This window comes from Streptomyces carpinensis, from assembly GCF_002154505.1.
Lineage (GTDB): Bacteria > Actinomycetota > Actinomycetes > Streptomycetales > Streptomycetaceae > Streptomyces > Streptomyces carpinensis.
The window spans coordinates 1-20,521 of sequence record NZ_MUBM01000156.1 but is presented as its reverse complement, the minus strand read 5'-3'; the positions used below and the strand labels follow the sequence as shown (position 1 = coordinate 20,521).

The following is a 20,521-nucleotide window of genomic DNA, read 5'->3' as shown; positions in this document are numbered from 1 at the left end:
CAAAAACGTCCATGTGTACGGCCGTTCGCACGGCGGGGCGAGAGGCAGTCGGCCGGCGTGCCTCGCCCGACGCGTACGGGCCCCTACTTCAGCCCGGCCTGCGCGCAGGCGGCCTTGTACTTGGCGGTGCAGATGTCGGAGACCTTGTAGATGCCGTCGGCGATGACCGTGTCCTGGATGTTCCCCTTGGTCAGGGCGACCACGGGGACCAGCTGTGCGGGAATGTTCTTCACGGTGGCGTTGCCGACCTTGTCCCGGGTCAGGGCGTCGAACTGGATGTCCTTGCCCTGGACCTTGGCGACGGCCATCTCGGCGGCGTTCTCCGCCTCCGTCGGGTAGGACTTGTACACGCTCATGTACTGCTCGCCGGTCACGATCCGCTGCACCGCGTCGAGTTCGGCGTCCTGGCCGGTGATCGGGGGCAGCTTGGTGACACCCGCGGCCTTGAGTGCCTTGATGATGCCGCCGGCGACACCGTCGTTGGCCGAGTAGACGCCGGCGATGTTGTCACTTCCGATCGCACGGATCGCCTCGGCCATGTTGGCCTCGGCGTTCTCCGGCTTCCAGTCCTTGGTGTCGTAGGACTTGGCGATCGTCACCTTGCCGTTCAGCTGGGTGAGAGCGCCCTGCTTGAACTGCTTGGCGTTCGGGTCGGTCGGCGAGCCGTTCATCATGACGATCTTGGCGGAGCCGGCGTTCGAGCCCAGCGCCTCCAGCAGGGAGCGGCCCTGCACCTCGCCGACCAGCTCGTTGTCGAAGGAGATGTAGGCGTCGATCGGGCCCTCGGCGAGCCGGTCGTAGGCGATGACCGGGATGCCCGCGTTCTTGGCCTTCTTCACCTCGTCGGCGATGGCGTGCGAGTCGACGGCGTCGAGCAGGATGACATCGACCTTGTCGTCGATCATCTTCTGCATCTGGACGGCCTGCTTGGCCGCGTCCGCACCGGCGTTGGCGTACTCGACCTTGCCCTGCTTGCGGGTCAGGTCGGCCACCTTGTTCTTGATGATGGGGTAGTCGAACTTCTCGTAGCGCGTGTTCGCCGTCTCCGGCAGCAGCAGGCCCACCCTCACGTCGTTGCCCTTGGTCGGGCTGGCGCCGGCGCTGCTCCCTGAACCGCCGAGCGCCCCGCAGGCGGCCAGCGAGAAGGTCAGCGTGGGCGCGGCCACGGCTATGGCGATACGACGCATCGAGGTGCTCACTTCTGGTGCCTTCCGGACGAGGGCGCAGCATTGCGACCCAGGTGACTGAAAAGCCAACGCGGAGGCGCCCACCGCCGTCAAGCGGAACCACTTAACGAGATGACAACACCACGCTCCGCTTCCCGCGTGAAGGCCCTGCGAACCCTCGCGCAATCTCCTCCAAACACCCTTTACGGACTCTCCATCGAACGGACGTTCACCGACGGGGAAAGATCCGTACAACCGAGGCCATGCCCGGCGAGTCGGGAACACGTCGCTCTCGAACCGTCGTTCCCGTCCCGAGCGGAGAACCGAATGAAGTCGGCCAGAGGCACAACGGTCATCGCGCTCGCCCTCGCCACCGCCCGCGGATCGCTCTCGGCCACCGCGTCACCACGGCATGGCCGAGGGGCCCGGAGACCGTCGTCTCCGGGCCCCTCGTGGCCGTTGCCCTGTGCTTGTCAGTCGGTCTGCTGCCGCTTCGGGCGCCACACGACCAGCGCGCTGGTCTGCTGGACCTCCTGGTACGGGACCAGGTCCCGGCGGTAGGAGGCATGGACGGCGGCCTCGCGTTGACGCATCGTGGCCGCGGCGCCCTCCAGGGCCGACTGCAGCTCCGCGACGCGGGACTGCAGCGCGGCGACCTGGTTCTCCAGTTCGATGATCCGCTTGATGCCGGCCAGGTTGATGCCCTCGTCCTGCGACAACTGCTGCACCTGGCGGAGCAGTTCGATGTCGCGGGCCGAGTAGCGGCGGCCCCGCCCGGCGGTGCGGTCGGGAGACACCAGGCCCAGCCTGTCGTACTGCCGGAGGGTCTGCGGGTGCAGTCCCGACAGCTGCGCGGCCACGGAGATGACGTACACCGGTGTGTCTTCCGTCAGTTCGTACGGGTTGCGACGGCGGCCGTCCATCTCCCTCATGCTCCCTTCGCGGCCTCGAACAGCTCCGCCCGCGGATCCTCGCCCGCGGTCGCCTCGCGATACGCCTCCAGCGCGTCACGAGCCTTCCCCGACAGGTCCTTGGGGACACGCACCTCCACGGTGACCAACAGGTCGCCGCGGGTGCCGTCCTTGCGGACCGCGCCCTTGCCGCGGGCCCGCATCGTACGGCCGTTCGGCGTGCCCGGAGGCAGCTTCAGCGTCACCGGCGGCCCGCCCAGCGTGGGCACCCGGACGTCGCCGCCGAGCGCGGCCTCCGGATACGTGACCGGCACGGTGACCGTCAGGTTGTCGCCCTTGCGCCCGAAGACCGGGTGCTCACCGACGTGCACCACCACGTACAGATCGCCCGCCGGTCCGCCGCGCTCGCCCGGCGCGCCCTTGCCGCGCAGCCGGATGCGCTGCCCGTCGTTCACCGCCGCCGGGATGCGGACCTGCATCGTCCGGGACGACTTGGCGCGCCCCGAGCCGTTGCAGACCTCGCAGGGGTTCTCCGCGATCAGTCCGCGGCCCTTGCAGTCCGGGCACGGGTCGGTCAGGGAGAAGCCGCCGCCCGAGCCGCGCGCCACCTGGCCGGTGCCGACGCAGGTCGGGCACACCCGCGGCGTGCCGTTCTTGTCGCCGGTGCCCGAGCAGGCCTTGCACGGCTGCTGGCTGGACATCCGCAGCGGCACCGTGGCGCCCTCGATGGCCTCCGTGAAGCTCAGCGTGACCTCGGACTCGATGTCCTGGCCGCGCCGCGGCTGGGTCCGGGTGCCGGCACCCGTACCGCCCCGGTTGAACAGGCCCCCGAAGACGTCACCGAGTCCGCCGCCGAAGCCGCCCCCGCCCTGGGCGCCGCCTCCGAAGAGGTCGCCCAGGTCGAAGTTGAAGGAGCCGCCGCCGGCACCCGGCCCGGGGCGGAAGCCACCGTTGCCGAACAGGGTGCGGGCCTCGTCGTACTCCTTGCGCTTCTTGGGGTCGCCGAGAACGTCGTTCGCCTCGGAGATCTCCTTGAAGCGCTCCTCGGCCTTGGCGTTGCCCTTGTTGGCGTCCGGGTGGAACTCGCGCGCGAGCTTCCGGTACGCCTTCTTGATCTCGGCCTCGGTGGCGTCCTTGGGGACGCCGAGGACCTTGTAGTAGTCCTTCTCGATGAAGTCCTTCGTGCTCATCCCCGACGCCCCTCCTCTCCTGCGTCGTCACTGATGACGCCCGCGACGCCGGCGGCACCCGAGGGTGCCGCGGCGCCTATGACGCCTTTGACGTCAGCCCTCTTCAGGGCCACCGCTGTCCTTGTCCTCGCCCTGACCGTCGCCCTTGGCCTTGCCGGACTCCTCGGCCGGCTTGACCGTCTGGGCGCCCGGCTGCGGCTCGGCCACCGCCACCCGCGCGGGACGGATGGTGCGCTCGCCGATCCGGTACCCGGGCTGCAGGATCGCCACGCACGTCGTCTCGGTGACGTCCGGCGCGTAGGAGTGCATCAGCGCCTCGTGGATCGTCGGGTCGAAGGGCTCGCCCTCCTTGCCGAACTGCTGCAGTCCCATCTTGGCCGCCACGGTCTCCAGCGACTCGGCGACGGACTTGAAACCGCCCACCAGTTCGCCGTGTTCCCGCGCGCGCCCGATGTCGTCGAGCACGGGCAGGAGCTCGGTCAGGAGGTTCGCGATGGCGATCTCCCTGACCGCGACCCGGTCGCGCTCGACCCGGCGGCGGTAGTTCTGGTACTCGGCCTGCAGCCGCTGCAGGTCCGCGGTGCGCTCGCCGAGCGCCGTACGCACCTGGTCCAGCTGGGCCGTCAGGCCGGCCGGCTGAGCGGCGTCCCCGGCCGGGGCCGCCCCCTCCTCCTTGGCGGAGGAGGCGGCCTTCGGCTCGGCGTCGTCGGAGGTGGCGCCGGAGGGGACGTCGGGCTGCTGCTCGTCGAAGCCCGGGGTCTCCTCCGTCACGCGGCACCGTCCTTGCGCTCGTCGTCGACGATCTCGGCGTCCACCACGTCGTCGTCGGCCTTCGCCTCGCCGGCACCGGCGTCACCGGCACCGCCCGCGGCCTGCGCGGCCTGGGCGTCGGCGTACATCGCCTGGCCGAGCTTCTGGGAGACGGCGGCGACCTTCTCGGTGGCGGTGCGGATCTCGGCGGTGTCCTCGCCCTTCAGCTTCTCCTTGAGCTCGCTGACGGCGGACTCCACCTCGGTCTTGATCTCGCCCGGGACCTTGTCCTCGTTGTCCTTGAGGAACTTCTCGGTCTGGTAGACGAGCTGCTCGCCCTGGTTGCGGGCCTCGGCGGCCTCGCGGCGCTTGTGGTCCTCCTCCGCGTAGCGCTCGGCCTCCTCGCGCATGCGGTCGACCTCGTCCTTCGGCAGCGAGGAGCCGCCGGTGACGGTCATCTTCTGCTCCTTGCCCGTGCCCAGGTCCTTGGCGGTCACGTGCATGATGCCGTTGGCGTCGATGTCGAAGGAGACCTCGATCTGCGGGACACCGCGCGGGGCCGGCGGCAGACCGGTCAGCTCGAACATGCCGAGCTTCTTGTTGTACGCCGCGATCTCGCGCTCGCCCTGGTAGACCTGGATCTGCACCGACGGCTGGTTGTCCTCGGCCGTGGTGAAGATCTCCGAGCGCTTGGTCGGGATCGTGGTGTTGCGCTCGATCAGCTTGGTCATGATGCCGCCCTTGGTCTCGATGCCGAGGGACAGCGGGGTGACGTCGAGGAGCAGGACGTCCTTGACCTCACCCTTGAGGACACCGGCCTGGAGCGAGGCGCCGATGGCGACGACCTCGTCCGGGTTCACGCCCTTGTTGGCCTCCTTGCCGCCGGTCAGCTCCTTGACGAGCTCGGCGACGGCGGGCATACGGGTGGAGCCACCGACGAGGACGACGTGGTCGATCTCGTTGATGGAGATGCCGGCGTCCTTGATGACGTTGTGGAACGGCGTCTTGCAGCGCTCCAGCAGGTCGGCGGTCAGCTGCTGGAACTGGGCCCGGGTGAGCTTCTCGTCCAGGTGCAGCGGGCCCTCGGCGGACGCGGTGATGTAGGGCAGGTTGATCGAGGTCTCGGTGGACGAGGACAGCTCGATCTTGGCCTTCTCCGCCGCCTCACGCAGACGCTGGAGGGCCATCTTGTCCTTGGACAGGTCCACGCCGTGGCCGGACTGGAACTGCTTGACCAGGTAGTCGACGACACGCTGGTCCCAGTCGTCACCACCGAGGTGGTTGTCACCGTTGGTGGCCTTCACCTCGACGACACCGTCGCCGATCTCCAGCAGCGAGACGTCGAAGGTACCGCCACCGAGGTCGAAGACCAGGATGGTCTGGTCGTCCTTGTCCAGGCCGTAGGCCAGCGCCGCGGCGGTCGGCTCGTTGACGATGCGCAGCACGTTCAGGCCGGCGATCTCGCCGGCCTCCTTGGTGGCCTGACGCTCGGCGTCGTTGAAGTACGCGGGGACGGTGATGACCGCGTCGGTCACCTTCTCGCCCAGGTAGGACTCCGCGTCCCGCTTCAGCTTCTGCAGCACGAAGGCGCTGATCTGCTGCGGGTTGAAGTCCTTGCCGTCGAGGTTGATCTTCCAGTCGGTGCCCATGTGGCGCTTGACCGACCGGATGGTCCTGTCGACGTTGGTCACGGCCTGACGCTTGGCCACCTCGCCGACCAGCACCTCGCCGTTCTTGGCGAAGGCGACGACGGACGGCGTGGTCCTGGCGCCCTCGGCGTTGGTGATGACGGTGGGCTCGCCGCCCTCCAGAACGCTGACGACGGAGTTAGTCGTGCCCAGGTCGATGCCGACCGCACGTGCCATGGTGAATTCCTCCAGCTGACTTGAGTGGAACGGACTCAAGTGTGCATGACGCCCGCAGCTGGGTCAACAGACCTGAGTCAGATCGACTCAACTCTTATCCAGCCCTTACACGCAAGGGCGCTCCGACCTGCGGAAACACTGACCGCCGGGGCGGCGGTGCGGGGATATTCGCATGGAGACGCGGGCGGCACGGAGATCTACGAGGCGTACTGCCGCCGGGTTTGCGTGATGTGAGCTGTTTGCGGAGCCCGGGGGGCACGGGAGGCGCGCACCGCTTCGGAGGCGCCCACGGCCCCAGGAGTTGATACGACTCCGGGGCTCCGGAGAGTTCCCACGGTTCCCGAGGACCTCGGGTCGGCACCCTCGCCCCCGCCTCCGTGGACACGGGCGGCAGCCCGGACTCCGGTGCCGTACGGATCGGCGGGACGGGACCGGGTGGCCGCGCCGTACCCCTCGACCGTACGCGATCGGGTCGCGGTGCCGAATCCGTCGGCCGCCGTACGCGAGCGGGTGGCCGTGCCCGGGCCCCCGGTCGCCGCGCGCGACCGCGGGGCCGTCCCCTGCGCCCCCGTACGGGACCTGGTGGCCGTGCCGTGGAGTTCGGTGGGGCGGCGCGGGCCGTACACCCGTACGCACAGCAGGCCGAGGACGGCCGCCAGGACGACGCCCGCCAGCCACAGCGCGCCCACCGGCGCCAGCCAGTCCGTGTGCACCAGGACGCCGACCAGAACCGTGACGAACGTGCCGGCGCCCAGCAGGACCGTCGCGCCCGGCGGAGTGAGTCCCAGCCGGCGCAGCCGGTGGGCGAGGTGGTCGGGGCCGCGGCGCTGCACCGGGCGCCCCGCCAGCCGCCGGGAGAGGACGACGAGGACGGCGTCGGCGGTCGCCACGGCGGTGAGCGCGAACAGCACGGCCGCCGTGGACCCGGCGTCGTACCCGGTACGGACCAGTACCGCGGCGGAGGCCAGCAGGAACCCGGTGAACAGGGAGCCGCACGCGCCGAAGGCCATCCGCGCCGGATGCCAGTTGTGCATCAGGAAGCCGGTGAGGGCGGCGGCCAGCACGCTGAGCAGCACGGCGAGGTCGTCCATCATCTCGGCCGCCGCGCACGCGCCGGCACCGAACGCGGTGAGCACGCCCACCGTGCCCGCGAGGCCGTCGGCGTGGTCGAGCCCACGGAAGGCGGCGGCCACACAGGCGATCCAGCCCACCGCGGCGATGCCCGCCGGCACTCCGGTCTCGTCGTAGGGCACCACGAAGGCCGCCGCGACGGCCGTTCCGACGAGCAGGAACCGCGCCTTCAGCCGCCACACGTCCGCGACCAGCCCGAGGACGGCCACCCCGGCGCCCGCCACCAGCAGCCTGCCCACCCCGTCGCCCAGCGGCGCGGCACCCGTCCAGCCGCCGGCCGCCGCGACCAGGCAGGTGCTGCCCACCACAGCCACCCCGCCGAGCAACGGCACCGGCCGGACCCTTCGCCGGTCGACCATCCCCAGGCGCAGCGCGGGCGCCCGGAGCAGGGCCGAGAGCACGGCGGCAAGAAGAAGGGCGGAGGTGGCGGTCGCGATCCCATAGAGCACGCCTCTTAAATTAGGGGTATATCGGTCGATTGGGTGTGAATAACACGATCAGGAAGGAATTGGATCATCAAGGGGTCTCTCGGACGACCCCCAGCGACCCAGATCACCCCGCACCCGGCTACATTGCGACGGAGGATGGGGGTAGTCTCAAACGGACTGCATAAGTTACCGCTTAGTAATTTCGAGGCCGCCTCACAGGAGCCCCAATGCAACTCGCCGCGATCATCGTGTCGCTGGTCCTGATCGTGGTCGGCGTGGCACTGTTCGGCCGCGCCCTCCTGCAGATCTACAACTACATGCGGCTGGGCCAGTCGGTACCGGCCGGAACGCGGACCAACGACCCCACACAGCGCACCATCACCGTGGTCAGGGAGTTCCTCGGCCACACCCGGATGAACCGCTGGGGCGTCGTCGGTGTGGCGCACTGGTTCGTGGCGGTGGGCTTCTTCACCCTGCTGCTGACGATCGTCAACGCGATCGGGCAGCTGTTCAAGGCGGACTGGATCCTGCCGGTCATCGGCGAGTGGGCGCCGTACAACGTCTACGTCGAGTTCATCGGCACCATGACGGTCGTCGGCATCCTCGTCCTGATCGCGATCCGCCAGCTGAGCCACCCGCGCGACCCGGGCCGCAAGTCCCGCTTCGCCGGCTCCAACTTCGGCCAGGCGTACTTCGTCGAGGCCGTCATCCTCATCGTCGGCGTCTGCATCTTCATGCTGCACGCCCTCGAAGGCGCCCAGCACCACGTGGACTCCTACGAGGCCTCGTTCTTCATCTCCTACCACGTCGTGTCGTGGCTGAAGGGCATGGACGTCTCCACGCTCCAGAACCTCACCTACTTCTTCGCCGGCCTGAAGATCGCGACGTCGTTCATCTGGATGATCGTGGTCGGCCTGAAGACCGACATGGGTGTGGCCTGGCACCGCTTCCTGGCGTTCCCGAACATCTTCTTCAAGCGCAACGCCACCGGCGAGACCTCCCTCGGCGCGCTGCTCCCGATGACCTCCGGCGGCAAGGCGATCGACTTCACCGACCCGGGCGAGGACGACGTCTTCGGTGTCTCGCAGGTCGAGCACTTCTCCTGGAAGGGCCTGCTGGACTTCTCCACCTGCACCGAGTGCGGCCGCTGCCAGTCGCAGTGCCCGGCGTGGAACACCGGCAAGCCGCTCTCCCCCAAGCTGCTGATCATGTCGCTGCGGGACCACGCCCACGCCAAGGCGCCGTACCTGCTGGCCGGCGGCGGCAAGACGGTGGAGGGCGAGGAGAAGGCCTCCGAGGAAGCCCTGAAGGACGTCCCTGCGTCCGCGCTGGCCGAGGCCGAGCGCCCGCTGATCGGCACCGCCGAGGAGAACGGCGTCATCGACCCGGACGTGCTGTGGTCGTGCACCACCTGCGGTGCGTGCGTGGAGCAGTGCCCGGTGGACATCGAGCACGTCGACCACATCGTCGACATGCGCCGCTACCAGGTGATGATCGAGTCCGCGTTCCCGTCCGAGGCGGGCACGATGCTCAAGAACCTGGAGAAGAAGGGCAACCCCTGGGGCCTGGCCAAGAAGCAGCGCCTGGAGTGGACCAAGGAGGTCGACTTCGAGGTCCCCGTCGTCGGCGAGGACATCGAAGACCTGACCGAGGTCGAGTACCTGTACTGGGTCGGCTGCGCGGGCGCCCTGGAGGACCGGGCGAAGAAGACCACCAAGGCCTTCGCGGAGCTGCTGCACATCGCGGGCGTGAAGTTCGCGATCATGGGCGGCGACGAGAAGTGCACCGGTGACTCCGCCCGCCGCCTGGGCAACGAGCCCCTGTTCCAGGAACTGGGCATGGAGAACGTCATGGCCCTGAACATGGCGTTCGGCGAGGAGACCGACGACGAGGGCAACGTCACGGCGGAGTCGAAGAAGCCCAAGTCGGCCAAGAAGATCGTCGCCACCTGCCCGCACTGCCTCAACACGATCGGCAACGAGTACCCGCAGCTCGGCGGCGACTACGAGGTCATCCACCACACCCAGCTGCTCCAGCACCTGGTCGACGAGGGCAAGCTGATCCCCGTCACCCCGGTCGAGGGCATCATCACCTACCACGACCCCTGCTACCTGGGCCGCCACAACAAGATCTACACGCCTCCGCGCGAGATCATCGGCAAGGTCCCGGGCCTCAGGAACGAGGAGATGCACCGCCACAAGGAGCGCGGCTTCTGCTGCGGCGCCGGCGGCGCCCGGATGTGGATGGAGGAGCGGATCGGCAAGCGCATCAACAACGAGCGCGTCGACGAGGCCCTCTCCCTCAACCCCGACATCGTCTCCACCGCCTGCCCGTTCTGCCTGGTCATGCTGACCGACTCGGTCAACGGCAAGAAGAACGACGGCAAGGCCAAGGAGTCCATCCAGGTCGTGGACGTCGCCCAGCTCCTGCTCGACTCCGTCAAGACCCCGGTCGACCCGGCGGGCGAGGCGGCCAGCGAGAGCGCCCCGGAGCCGGAGCCGGTGAAGTAGCGGCCCGCTCGGTCGACGACCGACGCCCCCGTGCCCGTCGTACGCGAACGGGCATGGGGGCGCCGCTCTGTTCCGGCGCGGTCTGCGCGCCCTTCGGCCGGGCGCCTACGCGCCCTTGGGCGCGGCCTGCTGCACCACCTCGAAGGACCACAGGGTGGAGCCGGAGGCAGCGGGCCTGGGCCGCTCCCCGCCCTGCTCGCCCGAACCCTGGTGAGCGGCCTTCATCGGCCCCTCCATCCAGGCCTGGAACGACTCCTCGTCCCGCCACCGGGTGTAGACGAGGTAGGTGTCGGTGCCCTCGACGGGACGCAGGAGTTCGAACCACTCGAACCCGTCGGAGTTCTCGACGGCGTGGGCACGCGAGGCGAACCGCTTCTCCAGCGTCTCCCGCTGCCCGGCGGGCACGGTCAGCACATTGATCTTGACTACGCTCATGGGCCCATCCTGCCCGGTGCGACGCCGGAGCGACCCGGGACACCCCCGGCCACCCACCGCGGGGGGAGCACGGACCACCCGGGTCACCTGACCGCTGCGTCCGGAGGACCGCTCGGACCAGTGACCACTCGGACCAGTGACCACTCGCATCACGCCGTCGGTCGCACAACAGCTCGGATCACGACAACCTCGAAGACTTATCGAACACACATACAACCCATACGCATCTCCGTAGGTCTCCTGATCGCCGACCCGCCGTGAACGCGGCGCCAACTCCCCGCGAACACAGGCGATCGGCCCACCATCGACCGAGGATGCCCGCCAGGCATCCCGCATGCCGCAGGAGAACTCGCATGCTCCAGCACCACCGCAGGATCGCCCTCGCGACGGCCACGGCCGCAGCGCTGACGGGCGGCCTGCTCACGTTCGCGGCGGCCGCCCCGGCCACGGCCGCGGACTCCACCGTCGTCCCACAGGCCGACTTCAACGGCGACGGCAAGGGCGACGTCGCGTTCTCCGCCGGGGGCGCGTACGTGAACGGGAAGAAGGAGGCCGGCCAGCTGGTCGTCCTCTACGGCAGCTCCACCGGCATATCGGGCGCCAAGCGCTCCACGATCAGCCAGAACACGACGGGTGTCCCCGGCGCCGCCGAGGCCGACGACGCGTTCGGCTCCGACTCCGCCTACGCCGACTTCGACAACGACGGCTACGACGACCTCGCGGTCGGCTCCCCGCGCGAGGACGTCGGCAGCGACGCCGACGCCGGCAGCATCACCCTCCTGTGGGGTTCGGCCAAGGGCCTCACCGGCAAGAGCACCATGGTCGCCGACCCGGCCCCGTCCTCCCACGACAACTGGGGCGGCTTCCTCGCCGCGGGCGACTTCGACGGCGACGGCAAGGCCGACCTGGCCGTCGGCAACAGCAGCACCACCGTCTATGTCTTCAAGGGCGGTTTCAGCTCTGTCGGCAAGCCCGGCGGCACGTACACGATCAAGCCGCCGATCGTATCCGGCTCCCGGCCGCTCAACCTCACGGCCGGCGACGTCAACGGCGACGGCCGCACCGACCTGGTCGTCGACGGCTTCGAAAACCAGACCGAGTACGGCTGGATCCGCAACTACTGGGTCCCCGGCACCGCGAGCGGACTGAGCATGGCCTCCGCCGAGGAACTCAGGCCCGGCGTGATCACCGCGATCGGTGACATCAACCACGACGGCTACGGCGACATCGTCAGCGGCGCCGAGTGGGAGACCACCACCGAGGACGGCACACCGGTCCCCTACTCCGGCAAGGGCGGCAAGGTCTGGATCACCTACGGCACGGCGAGCGGCCCCGGCTCGGCCACCGGCGTCACCCAGGACACACCGGGCGTGCCCGGCAACGCCGAGAAGAACGACGCCTTCGGCTACGAGCTGGACCTCGGCGACATCAACGGGGACAAGTACCTGGACCTGGTGATCGGTTCCCCCGGCGAGGACATCGACGGTCACACCGACACCGGCATGCTCACGATCCTCTACGGCTCCAAGTCCGGCATCAGCACCTCCGGCGCCCAGTCCTTCGCGCAGAGCAATCCGGGCGTCCCCGGCAACGACGAGAAGTACGACCAGCTCGGCCTCGACGTGAAGCTCGACGACGTCACCGGCGACGGCAGGGCCGACCTGATCGCCGGCTCGGCGGAGAACAGCGGTGACGGCGCGGTCCTCTACCTGCCCTCCAACGGCAAGAAGATCACCACGAGCGGGGACCGCATGATCATGCCGAGCGACGCGGGCGTCTCGACGGCGGGCACCCCTCTCTTCGGCGCCAACTTCGGAGACTGACCCCCTCGGGGGCCCCGGCCTCCGCCGTTCCTCCGACCATCCCCGATAACGCAGCGGTACTCAGGTAGGAGAGCCGTCCGGCGGCTCCCTTAGGGGATGTCACAGCTCGGCCGCAAAGCCGGGCCCGGATGCCCGGGCCCGGCACGCCACTCTCCTGGACCAGGTACGTTCGACGACGTGGCTGGATTCAGGAACGGACGCGGCGGCCGGGACAACCGGGCCCCGCAAACGCGCCCCCAACAACCCCCGTACGGACAGCAGGCGCGCCAGGCGCCGTCGTACGGCTACCCGTCGGCGCCACGGCCGTACCCGCAGCAGCGACCGCAGTACGGAGGCGGCGGGCCGGGCGCCGGCCCGTGGCCCCAGGCCGGCGGGGGCGGCTACGGCGGTCAGGGCGAGCCGGAGTACTTCGGAGACGGCGGCGCCCATCCGCAGGGCGGAGCCGACCCGTACGCGGCCAACAACCCGGGTCACACGCAGGCGTTCGCGATCGGCGAGGACCCGTACACCCAGGGCGGGACGTACCGCGCGGGCTCGGCCCCGGCCGGACCGATAGGCCCGCGCCTGCACTGGAAGGACCTGCTGCGCGGCATCATCCTCTCCCCGCAGCAGACGTTCCTCCAGATGCGCGACTACACGATGTGGGGTCCCGCCCTCATCGTGACGTTCCTCTACGGCCTGCTGGCGGTCTTCGGTTTCGACGGCGCCCGGCAGGACGCGATCCACGCCACACTCTCCAACGCGATCCCGATCGTCGTTGTCACGGCCGTGGCCATGGTGATCAGCTCCTTCGTGCTGGGCGTGGTCACCCACACCCTGGCCCGGCAGCTCGGCGGCGACGGGGCCTGGCAGCCCACGGTCGGCCTGTCCATGCTGATCATGTCCCTCACGGACGCGCCGCGTCTGCTCGTCGCCATGTTCCTCGGCGGCGACGCGGGCTTCGTCCAGGTGCTCGGCTGGGCGACCTGGGTGGCGGGCGGCGCCCTGCTGACCCTCATGGTCGGCCGCTCCCACGACCTGCCCTGGCCGAAGGCCCTGGGCGCCTCGGCGATCCAGCTGATCGCACTGCTCTCGATCGTGAAACTGGGCACGTTCTGAACGTGCCCGCACGTGAACTCCGAAAGGGCCCCGGCACTTGCCGCCGGGGCCCTTTCCACTGACCTCTCACGGCCCTTCCAGAGCGGGTGGCGTGACGGGCTTCATCTTCGTCACCTCGGAGTGCAGCCACCACCTCGCTGTCAGGGCCTGGGGCGGTGGCTGCAAGCGTTGGACAGCCCGGCGCCTGAGGGGAAGGCTGTACTGGCGAGGGCCGCGCCCTCGCCCTCGCCGGTGGTGGCTCGCTCAGGCGGAGCCTTGGCCCCCACCCCTCACGTCTGAGGAGCGCTGATGACACCTACCTTCGACGCGGTCGTGATCGGGTCCGGTGTGAACGGCCTGGTTGCCGCTGCCCAGCTGGCCAAGGGCGGCTGGTCGGTGGCCCTCATCGAAGGCAGCGACCGGCTGGGCGGCTTCATCGCCACCGAGGAGCGGACTCTGCCTGGCTACCTGCACGACACGTACTCCTCGTGGCACCCGCTGTTCGTGTCGGGCGGGGCCTACGCCGCCCTCGGTGAGGACCTGCACCGTCACGGTTTGGAGTATCGCAACACCGACGGACTGATCACGGGCACCGTCACCGACGAGGGGCGCGTGGTCCTCGCCCACCGCGACCCCGCGGCCACCGCCGAGATGTTCGGCCACTCCGAGGACCGAACCGCCTACCTCACCCTGCTGCAGAGGTTCCTCGACAACGCCGACGCACTGGGCGGCATCCTGGGCGGTGAGCCACGCTCGCCCCGTGTGCTCCGGCATGTGGTGAAACTGCTGCGCCGCGAGCGCTTCAGTGGCACCGAGGAGTGGTTGCGGGCCGCCGTGACCAGCGGCCGCTCCTACTGCCGCAGCACCTTCCGCGGCGACGAGCCTGATGTGCTGTGGATACCGTGGCTGCTGCACGCCGGACTGTCTCCGGACCACGCCTTGGGCGGCGTGATGCTGCCTGTCATGGCCGCGACCCTTCACGGTTTCGGCATGCCCGTGGTGGCGGGCGGCGCCCGGAACTTCGTCCGCGCCTTCGAGGCACTGCTCGGCGAGCTCGGGGTGCACATCTCCACGGGGCAGTCGGCGGAGCGGCTGCTCCTCGCAGGCGGCCGGGTCATGGGCGTCGCCACCGACGGCGAGACCATCCGGGCCCGCCACGCCGTCCTGGTCTCGGTAACCCCGACCGCGCTGTACGGCGAGCTTCTGCCACGGGACGCGCCCGTCCCGCCCGCCATCCGCGACGAGGCCCTGCGCTACCGGTACGGACGCGCTGCGATGCAGCTCCACGTCGCCCTCTCCGCCCCGCTCGGCTGGCGCGATGCGCGCCTGGCCGGCGTACCGCTGGTCCACCTCAGCGACGGGTCCGCGAGCACCGCGATCGCGTGCGCGGAGGCAGAGGCGGGGCTGCTGCCGCGCAGGCCCACTCTGGTCGTCGGCCAGCAGTATGTCCTGGACCCCTCACGCGTGCCGGACGGCGCGGCGACGTTGTGGATCCAGCTCCAAGAACTTCCCTACAAGCCGATCGGCGATGCGGCGGGCGAACTGGACGCCCACGGCCGCTGGACGAAGGAGCTGACCGAGGGATACGTCCAACGGGTCCTGGCCAGGATCGCGCTTCACGCGCCCGACCTGCCGGAGAAGCTACTCGCCTGGGACGCCGTCACACCGCCGGACCTGATGGCGCACAATCCGAACGCGGTCGACGGCGACCCCTACGGCGGCTCGGCCGAACTCGACCAGGCCCTGCTGTGGCGCCCCCTACCGGGCGCGGCCCGGCACGCCACACCTGTACCCGGCTTGTGGCACATCGGCGCCTCGACCCACCCCGGCCCCGGCCTCGGCGCCGGGTCGGGGCACCTCGTGGCCCAGCACCTCATCCGTGGTGGGCGCCGGGGCAGCCGCCGCTGACACGCGGTGAGGTGGGGATCTGCCCGGTCACCCACGTCGACGGCACTACGGCCCGCTTCCGCCACCGACCGCGTGTGAAGCCCGAGTCAACACGGCCCGGCCCGTCTCAGTTCCCGTCTCGTTCAGCCTCGTTCACAGGCGTTCAGGCCGGTCCCCGAACCGTCCCCACCTCGTCGGCCGGCCACGGTGGGTCAGAGCGCTTCCTTGTTCTCCTTCGGCGCCTCGCCCGACTTGTGCACCGGAGGCAAGACACTCCACGGGAAGTTGATCCAGTCGTCGGTGCGCTTCCAGACGTACTCGCACTTGACCAGCGACTGGGACTTCTCGTAGATGACGGCGCTGCGCACCTCGGCGACGGTGTCCAGGCAGAAGTCGCGGACCAGCTTGAGCGTCTTGCCGGTGTCGGCGACGTCGTCGGTGATCAGCACCTTCTTGTCGGAGAAGTCGATCACGTTCGGCACCGGCGCGAGCATGACGGGCATCTCGAGCGTGGTGCCGACACCGGTGTAGAACTCGACGTTCACCAGGTGGATGTTCTTGCAGTCCAGGGCGTAGGCGAGCCCGCCGGCGACGAAGACTCCGCCGCGGGCGATGCTGAGCACTATGTCGGGCTCGTACCCGTCGTCGGCGATGATCTGCGCGAGTTCGCGGACCGCGGTGCCGAACCGTTCGTAGGTGAGGTTCTCTCGTACGTCGCTCATGTCGGTGGTGCCCCTCAGACCCGGGTCCGGTGGAAATTGAGGTAGGAACGCGAGGCGGTGGGCCCGCGCTGTCCCTGGTAACGGGACCCGTAGCGCTCACTGCCGTACGGGGCCTCGGCGGGCGAGCTGAGCCGGAACATGCACAGCTGCCCGATCTTCATGCCGGGCCACAGCTTGATCGGCAGGGTGGCGAGATTCGACAGCTCGAGCGTGACGTGCCCGGAGAAGCCGGGGTCGATGAAGCCGGCGGTCGAGTGGGTGACGAGCCCGAGCCGGCCCAGCGAGCTCTTCCCCTCCAGCCGGGAGGCGAGATCGTCGGGCAGCGTGATGACCTCGTACGTACTGGCGAGCACGAACTCCCCGGGGTGCAGGATGAACGGCTCCTCCCCCTCGGGCTCGACGAGCCGGGTGAGGTCCGGCTGCTCGACGGAGGGGTCGATGTGGGGGTAGCGGTGATTCTCGAACACCCGGAAAAAGCGGTCGAGGCGCACGTCGATGCTGGACGGCTGCACCATGGATTCGTCGAAGGGATCGATCCGCACCCGCCCGGCGTCGATCTCGGCCCGGATGTCCTTGTCTGAGAGAAGCACGCCCCGAGGATACGCAAGGCGCGCGGAGCCCCCACAATCAGGACGACCCCACGCGCCGACTGCGCGGTCCTCCACCGCGCTATCTGTTCCCTCCGCCGCTCTGCGGCTCTACCGCTTCTCCAAGATCACCGGCACCGCACTGCGGAGCCTGGCACAGCGTGGACACCTCACGAGCCGACCGGGGCCGAGCCGCTCGGCCTGCTGCATCGGGAACGAAGCGGTGCTGAACACGTGCCCTTCGGCACAACGGACGACGGTGCGCTCCATCAAGCCCTTGAGTCCCTTCCCCAGAACCGCGTCTGGCCTTCTGCCGCCTGACGACAAAAGCCACACTACGGGATCAAAGAGATGACCCTCCACGCGGCACTCCGACCCCGCGAGCACCCTCCCCCACATCTCCACCGTACGCCCCAACTCGGTTCCCCCGCAGCCCTCATGGCCTCCCGAAACACCGCAGGCCCCACGGCGGACGACACCGGGGGCCAGGGATGAGGTACAGTGAGCGAGCACCGGACACCGACCGCTGTCGGCGTCTTACGCGGGTGTAGTTTAATGGTAGAACATCAGCTTCCCAAGCTGAGAGCGCGAGTTCGATTCTCGTCACCCGCTCCATGAAGAAGGCCCAGGTCAGAGACCCGGGCCTTTTTGCTGTGCGCTTCCGTCATTCGCCGCGTGCCAGATTCGTGCCAGAAGGCTTGTCGCCCGTCCTCTTCGCTGCGGCAGCCCGCGCTTTCCGTACGGTCGCGTCGAGGCCGGCGGCGACCTCTTCCTGCCGCTCGTCGTCGGAGTGCTGGTAGATCAGCGCGGCCTTCTCGGAGGACTGCCCGGCCCGCACCATCGTGTCCTTGAGGGTGGCGCCCGAACGGGTCGAGAGTGTGTGTCCGGTGTGCCGGAGGTCGTAGAAGCGGAAGCCGTCGGGCATGCCGACGATCTCCCGGGCCCTCCGCCACCGTCGCCCGAAGGTGCTGCGCCGGAAGGGGGCGCCCTTCTCGCCGACGAAGAGGAGCCCCTCCGGGCCCGGCTCGGCGAACGACTCCAGGTGCCAGCGCAGCTCGCGGTGGAGGAATGCGGGAAGGATCACAGTCCGGGTTCCGGCTTCCGACTTGGTGTCGCCCTGGACCCGTCGCCCGTTCATCCGTTCCGGCTCGGCGAGGCGGACGCGGATGCGGAGGGCATCCACGTCGACGTCCCGGCGGCGGAGGCCGGCCAGCTCCTCCGGCCGCATCGGACCGTAGGCACCGAGGTAGACCATCAGCCGCCACCGCATCCCCACCGCTTCGGCGAGCGCGTCGACCTGGGCGACGGTGGCGATACGCCGCTCGGCCGCCTTCTCCTTTCCGGCGCCCTTGATCCGGCACGGATTGCGCTGGATCAGCTCGTCGTCAACGGCCGTCTCCATGACGGCCTTGAGGAGCCGGTACGCCTTGGCGGTGATCGTCTTGCCACCCGTGGCCCGGAGCCGTTCAGCACGCCACTCACGGACACGAGGCGCGGTGATCTCGTCCAGGTCCAGGTCCGCGAAGGCGGTCAGGTGCTTGTCGAGGAGGTACCGGTACAGGTCCTGGGTGAGCGGGGCCAGTTCCCGTTCCTCCACCCACTTGTCCGCGTAGGCCCGGAAGCTCACCGCACCCGCTTCGGGGTCCCGCCACTCACCCCGACGGATCTCGGTCTGCTTCTCGGCGAGCCAGTCATCGGCGTCCGCCGTCGTCTCGAAGGTGAAGGGAGCCGGACGCATGACGCCGTCCGGCCCCGGATAACGTGCCTGGTACCGGCCGGAGGGAAGCCGTCGGATCGCTCCGAAGCGACGTCGCCGCCCCTTGTCGTTCGCCATCAGGCGGCCCTCCCATAGCGGGCACGGGGACGCCTCAGCGGCTGCACCGTGTGCGAGTCGACGAACTCCGCTACCGCGCTCTCGGGGATGCGGACGTGCCGGCCGACCTTCACGTACCGGATGCGCCGTTCCTCGATGAGCCGCCGGGGGAAGCGGGCAGTCGTGCCGAGCAGCTCGGCGACCTGGTCGACGGACAGGTAGCGGTCGGTCATGTGGTCGGCTCTCCTTCCGTGCCGGGGGCGGGTGCGAGGGAGGCGGCGAGCCAGGCTTCGGCGGTGCTGAGGCCGGTACCGGCGAACGCCCAGTGGGCGAGGACGAGAGTCGTTTCGCCATGCTGGGGCTCGGCCGTCGCTGCGGCTTGGGCCCGGCGCCATTCCGCGCGTGCGTCGCGGAGCGCGCCGAGGGTGGTGGAGTAGCGGCGGGACTTGGTGGAGAAGTGGCCGCGGAAGCCGAGCATGTGGGCCCAGGCGCGCAGGCGGAGGTCTGCCAGTTCCGGCCGTGCGCCGAGGGTCCAGGCGGTGCGGACCATGCGGCGGGCGTGCTCGGTGAGCCGGGCCTGCGCCAGCTCGGCGAGGAACCTGATCGGCCGGTCCAGGGTGCCGGTCGCCGTCTCGGCACCCTTGGTGGCGTACTTCGCGATGTACGCGGCGACGGCCCGCTCGGTCAGTTCCTGGCCGCCGTCGAAGTCGGCCGAGCGGATCGTACGGACGTCGAGCTGTCGGCCGAAGGCGAAGGTGTGGGCCCGTCCGTCGATCTCCGGGCCGTCGACCTGGGCGGCGAGGGTGGCCGCGCGGATGGCGTCGGTGAGGAGTTCGGCCGTCGCCCAGGCCGGCGGTGGAGTGTCGCCGCCTTCCGGGCCGTCGAGGCGGATGACCGCGTGGAAGTGGACGGCCCCGCGCTTCTGGTACTCCGCCACCTTCGCGAAGGACACGCGCGCGTGGTCGCGGAAAGCACGCTGGGTGAGCCCGGCCCGCTTGGCGACCTCCCGGCGGAGGTAGATCGAGAAGCGCCGCCAGAGGGCACCGGCGTGCGCGTTCCAGAGGACGGCCGCTTCATAGTCGTAGCGGTCCGGGTCGAGCGGGGTGCCGAGTACGTCGTCGTCCTGGTCGTGGCGGGTGCCGCAGCGGCAGGGGCGGACCGTGCCCCGGCCGTCGGTGGGCCGGTTGTGGACCGGGCCGAAGCCGGGGGCGGTGAAGGTGGCGAAGACGCGCGGGTGCGTGCCGACCCGTTCGGGGGTGCCCTTGCCGCCGCGGAGTCCGGCGGTGATCAGGTGGAAGGTGTCGCGGCGGTAGGTCTCGGCGCAGGCCGGGCAGCGGGTGGCCCGGCGGTTGTTGCAGCGGACGAGGAGCTGTCCGGCGGGGAGGGCGGCCGAGTCCAGGTGGTGCAGGACGCGGCCGATCTCGCCGGTTGCCGTGTCGACCGCGTGCTCGGTGCGGTGGCCGTCGAGGCGTACCGGGCGGGTGCAGCCGCCCAGGCCGGACAGTTGGTGGGCCAGCTCGGGCAGGGTGCCCAGGGAGGCCAGCATGGAGAGTTCCGCCAGCGGGGGCGGAGTCTGCCGGGTGATGATGGGTGTTCCTTTCGGCTGTTTCGGCAGTGGGGAGGGACGGCCCCGGGGCGGCGGGATGCTTGGCGGCTTGTTGCCGCCCCGGCGGCCGGTCAGCGCTTGTTCGCGCCGTTGACGAGGGAGCGCAGGACGACGGCGGCGATGGCCACGGACACGGCCGTGACGGCGACCGCCGCCAGGAGCGCGGTCAGGACGACGCCGACGACGACCACCGCGGCGACCGCACCGGCGCCGGCCCCGACGTACGGGGCGAGGGTGCGGTGGGCGGAGGGCACCGGGGCGTGGTTGTGCGGAGTGGTGCCGACGGTGTTCACGGTGTTCGACGTGGGCAGGGCCGGGGCGTCGGGCAGCTTGGGACGGAGCACGGCGTATCTCCTTGTCAGTCGTGGGTGCCGTTGACGACGTCGACACCGGAGCGGGTGCCGGAGTCGATGGCCGGGGCGAGGAAGGTGTGGGAGAGCAGGAAGCCGAACAGCGCGATCACGACGACGAGCCAGACGCGGACGCCGAGGAACCTGACCGCGCCCCAGGCGATGAGGCCCAGGACCAGGACGAGCGGCAGTGAGACGGTCACGGGAGCTCCCGGGGGGGGTCAGCGGACGTGGCAGCGGTGGGTACGGGCGGCCAGCTCGGCGGCGGCC

General features: G+C 69.9%; 18 protein-coding genes and 1 tRNA gene. 5 read left to right on the top strand and 14 right to left on the bottom strand.

Annotated elements, in window-relative coordinates; genetic code table 11:
• Positions 1-83: 83 nt before the first annotated feature.
• From BZY54_RS21070 to BZY54_RS21045, 6 genes are all read right to left on the bottom strand, one after another.
• Positions 84-1,187 carry a sugar ABC transporter substrate-binding protein gene (locus BZY54_RS21070; protein WP_167414036.1) on the bottom strand — a complete coding sequence of 368 codons (1,104 nt, stop codon included), beginning with the start codon at positions 1,185-1,187 and terminating at the stop codon, positions 84-86.
• A 452-nt stretch (positions 1,188-1,639) separates the two neighbouring features.
• Complete coding sequence (locus BZY54_RS21065) at positions 1,640-2,089, bottom strand: heat shock protein transcriptional repressor HspR (RefSeq protein ID WP_086726742.1); 450 nt, start codon at positions 2,087-2,089, stop codon at positions 1,640-1,642.
• A gap of 5 nt (positions 2,090-2,094) precedes the next feature.
• Positions 2,095-3,267 carry a molecular chaperone DnaJ gene (gene dnaJ / locus BZY54_RS21060; RefSeq protein ID WP_086726741.1) on the bottom strand — a complete coding sequence of 391 codons (1,173 nt, stop codon included), beginning with the start codon at positions 3,265-3,267 and terminating at the stop codon, positions 2,095-2,097.
• A 93-nt stretch (positions 3,268-3,360) separates the two neighbouring features.
• The gene (grpE, locus tag BZY54_RS21055) at positions 3,361-4,038 is read right to left on the bottom strand and encodes a nucleotide exchange factor GrpE (RefSeq protein ID WP_086726740.1); all 678 of its coding nucleotides are present in this window, start codon (positions 4,036-4,038) and stop codon (positions 3,361-3,363) included.
• Positions 4,035-5,882: a molecular chaperone DnaK gene (gene dnaK, locus BZY54_RS21050; RefSeq protein ID WP_086726739.1), complete on the bottom strand. Its 1,848-nt coding sequence runs from the start codon at positions 5,880-5,882 to the stop codon at positions 4,035-4,037. Before dnaK ends, grpE begins: the two co-directional genes overlap by 4 nt.
• Positions 5,883-6,079: 197 nt before the next feature.
• Positions 6,080-7,462, bottom strand: a complete 1,383-nt coding sequence (locus tag BZY54_RS21045; protein WP_086726738.1) for an MraY family glycosyltransferase — start codon at positions 7,460-7,462, stop codon at positions 6,080-6,082.
• 206 nt (positions 7,463-7,668) lie between these two features.
• Between BZY54_RS21045 and BZY54_RS21040 the strand changes: the two genes are divergently transcribed.
• Positions 7,669-9,951 carry a (Fe-S)-binding protein gene (locus tag BZY54_RS21040; RefSeq protein WP_086726737.1) on the top strand — a complete coding sequence of 761 codons (2,283 nt, stop codon included), beginning with the start codon at positions 7,669-7,671 and terminating at the stop codon, positions 9,949-9,951.
• 105 nt (positions 9,952-10,056) lie between these two features.
• Here the strand turns inward: BZY54_RS21040 and BZY54_RS21035 are convergent, their stop codons facing one another.
• A complete protein-coding gene (locus BZY54_RS21035) occupies positions 10,057-10,386 on the bottom strand; it encodes an antibiotic biosynthesis monooxygenase family protein (protein ID WP_086726736.1) in 330 nt (109 codons plus the stop codon).
• Between the two features lie 353 nt (positions 10,387-10,739).
• Here BZY54_RS21035 and BZY54_RS21030 point away from each other — a divergent pair, with 353 nt between their 5' ends.
• The 3 genes from BZY54_RS21030 (at position 10,740) to BZY54_RS21020 (ending at position 15,194) form a co-directional block, all read left to right on the top strand.
• Positions 10,740-12,209 (top strand): VCBS repeat-containing protein, encoded by a 1,470-nt coding sequence (locus BZY54_RS21030; RefSeq protein ID WP_086726735.1) that lies wholly within the window; start codon positions 10,740-10,742, stop codon positions 12,207-12,209.
• A gap of 96 nt (positions 12,210-12,305) precedes the next feature.
• Positions 12,306-13,307: a Yip1 family protein gene (locus BZY54_RS21025; protein ID WP_086726734.1), complete on the top strand. Its 1,002-nt coding sequence runs from the start codon at positions 12,306-12,308 to the stop codon at positions 13,305-13,307.
• A 288-nt stretch (positions 13,308-13,595) separates the two neighbouring features.
• Positions 13,596-15,194 (top strand): phytoene desaturase family protein, encoded by a 1,599-nt coding sequence (locus BZY54_RS21020; RefSeq protein ID WP_086726733.1) that lies wholly within the window; start codon positions 13,596-13,598, stop codon positions 15,192-15,194.
• Between the two features lie 191 nt (positions 15,195-15,385).
• Here the strand turns inward: BZY54_RS21020 and BZY54_RS21015 are convergent, their stop codons facing one another.
• Complete coding sequence (locus BZY54_RS21015) at positions 15,386-15,895, bottom strand: phosphoribosyltransferase (protein WP_086726732.1); 510 nt, start codon at positions 15,893-15,895, stop codon at positions 15,386-15,388.
• Between the two features lie 14 nt (positions 15,896-15,909).
• A complete protein-coding gene (gene dcd / locus BZY54_RS21010) occupies positions 15,910-16,485 on the bottom strand; it encodes a dCTP deaminase (RefSeq protein WP_086726731.1) in 576 nt (191 codons plus the stop codon).
• 538 nt (positions 16,486-17,023) lie between these two features.
• Here dcd and BZY54_RS21000 point away from each other — a divergent pair.
• Positions 17,024-17,097, top strand: a tRNA-Gly gene (locus BZY54_RS21000).
• 49 nt (positions 17,098-17,146) lie between these two features.
• On the opposite strand, the gene BZY54_RS20995 is transcribed toward BZY54_RS21000, so the two are convergent.
• The 5 genes from BZY54_RS20995 to BZY54_RS20975 all read right to left on the bottom strand — a co-directional run bounded on the left by BZY54_RS20995 (position 17,147) and on the right by BZY54_RS20975 (position 20,454).
• Positions 17,147-18,316: a tyrosine-type recombinase/integrase gene (locus BZY54_RS20995; protein WP_086726729.1), complete on the bottom strand. Its 1,170-nt coding sequence runs from the start codon at positions 18,314-18,316 to the stop codon at positions 17,147-17,149.
• Positions 18,316-18,528: an excisionase family DNA-binding protein gene (locus BZY54_RS20990; protein ID WP_086726728.1), complete on the bottom strand. Its 213-nt coding sequence runs from the start codon at positions 18,526-18,528 to the stop codon at positions 18,316-18,318. Before BZY54_RS20990 ends, BZY54_RS20995 begins: the two co-directional genes overlap by 1 nt.
• The gene (locus tag BZY54_RS20985) at positions 18,525-19,841 is read right to left on the bottom strand and encodes a replication initiator (protein ID WP_086726727.1); all 1,317 of its coding nucleotides are present in this window, start codon (positions 19,839-19,841) and stop codon (positions 18,525-18,527) included. The genes BZY54_RS20990 and BZY54_RS20985 overlap by 4 nt, the downstream gene beginning before the upstream one ends.
• 131 nt (positions 19,842-19,972) lie before the next feature.
• On the bottom strand, positions 19,973-20,245 hold the full coding sequence (locus tag BZY54_RS20980; protein WP_086726726.1) for a SpdD protein: 273 nt from the start codon (positions 20,243-20,245) through the stop codon (positions 19,973-19,975).
• 14 nt (positions 20,246-20,259) lie between these two features.
• A complete protein-coding gene (locus tag BZY54_RS20975; RefSeq protein ID WP_086726725.1) occupies positions 20,260-20,454 on the bottom strand; it encodes a hypothetical protein in 195 nt (64 codons plus the stop codon).
• Positions 20,455-20,521: the final 67 nt, after the last annotated feature.

Coding starts and splice junctions, on each gene's coding strand:
- BZY54_RS21070 (WP_167414036.1), bottom strand. CDS start 1,187: ATGCGTCGTATCGCCATAGCCGTGGCCGCGCCCACGCTGACCTTCTCG.
- BZY54_RS21065 (WP_086726742.1), bottom strand. CDS start 2,089: ATGGACGGCCGCCGTCGCAACCCGTACGAACTGACGGAAGACACACCG.
- dnaJ (WP_086726741.1), bottom strand. CDS start 3,267: ATGAGCACGAAGGACTTCATCGAGAAGGACTACTACAAGGTCCTCGGC.
- dnaK (WP_086726739.1), bottom strand. CDS start 5,882: ATGGCACGTGCGGTCGGCATCGACCTGGGCACGACTAACTCCGTCGTC.
- BZY54_RS21040 (WP_086726737.1), top strand. CDS start 7,669: ATGCAACTCGCCGCGATCATCGTGTCGCTGGTCCTGATCGTGGTCGGC.
- BZY54_RS21035 (WP_086726736.1), bottom strand. CDS start 10,386: ATGAGCGTAGTCAAGATCAATGTGCTGACCGTGCCCGCCGGGCAGCGG.
- BZY54_RS21030 (WP_086726735.1), top strand. CDS start 10,740: ATGCTCCAGCACCACCGCAGGATCGCCCTCGCGACGGCCACGGCCGCA.
- BZY54_RS21025 (WP_086726734.1), top strand. CDS start 12,306: ATGTCACAGCTCGGCCGCAAAGCCGGGCCCGGATGCCCGGGCCCGGCA.
- BZY54_RS21020 (WP_086726733.1), top strand. CDS start 13,596: ATGACACCTACCTTCGACGCGGTCGTGATCGGGTCCGGTGTGAACGGC.
- BZY54_RS21015 (WP_086726732.1), bottom strand. CDS start 15,895: ATGAGCGACGTACGAGAGAACCTCACCTACGAACGGTTCGGCACCGCG.
- BZY54_RS20995 (WP_086726729.1), bottom strand. CDS start 18,316: ATGGCGAACGACAAGGGGCGGCGACGTCGCTTCGGAGCGATCCGACGG.
- BZY54_RS20990 (WP_086726728.1), bottom strand. CDS start 18,528: ATGACCGACCGCTACCTGTCCGTCGACCAGGTCGCCGAGCTGCTCGGC.
- BZY54_RS20985 (WP_086726727.1), bottom strand. CDS start 19,841: ATGCTGGCCTCCCTGGGCACCCTGCCCGAGCTGGCCCACCAACTGTCC.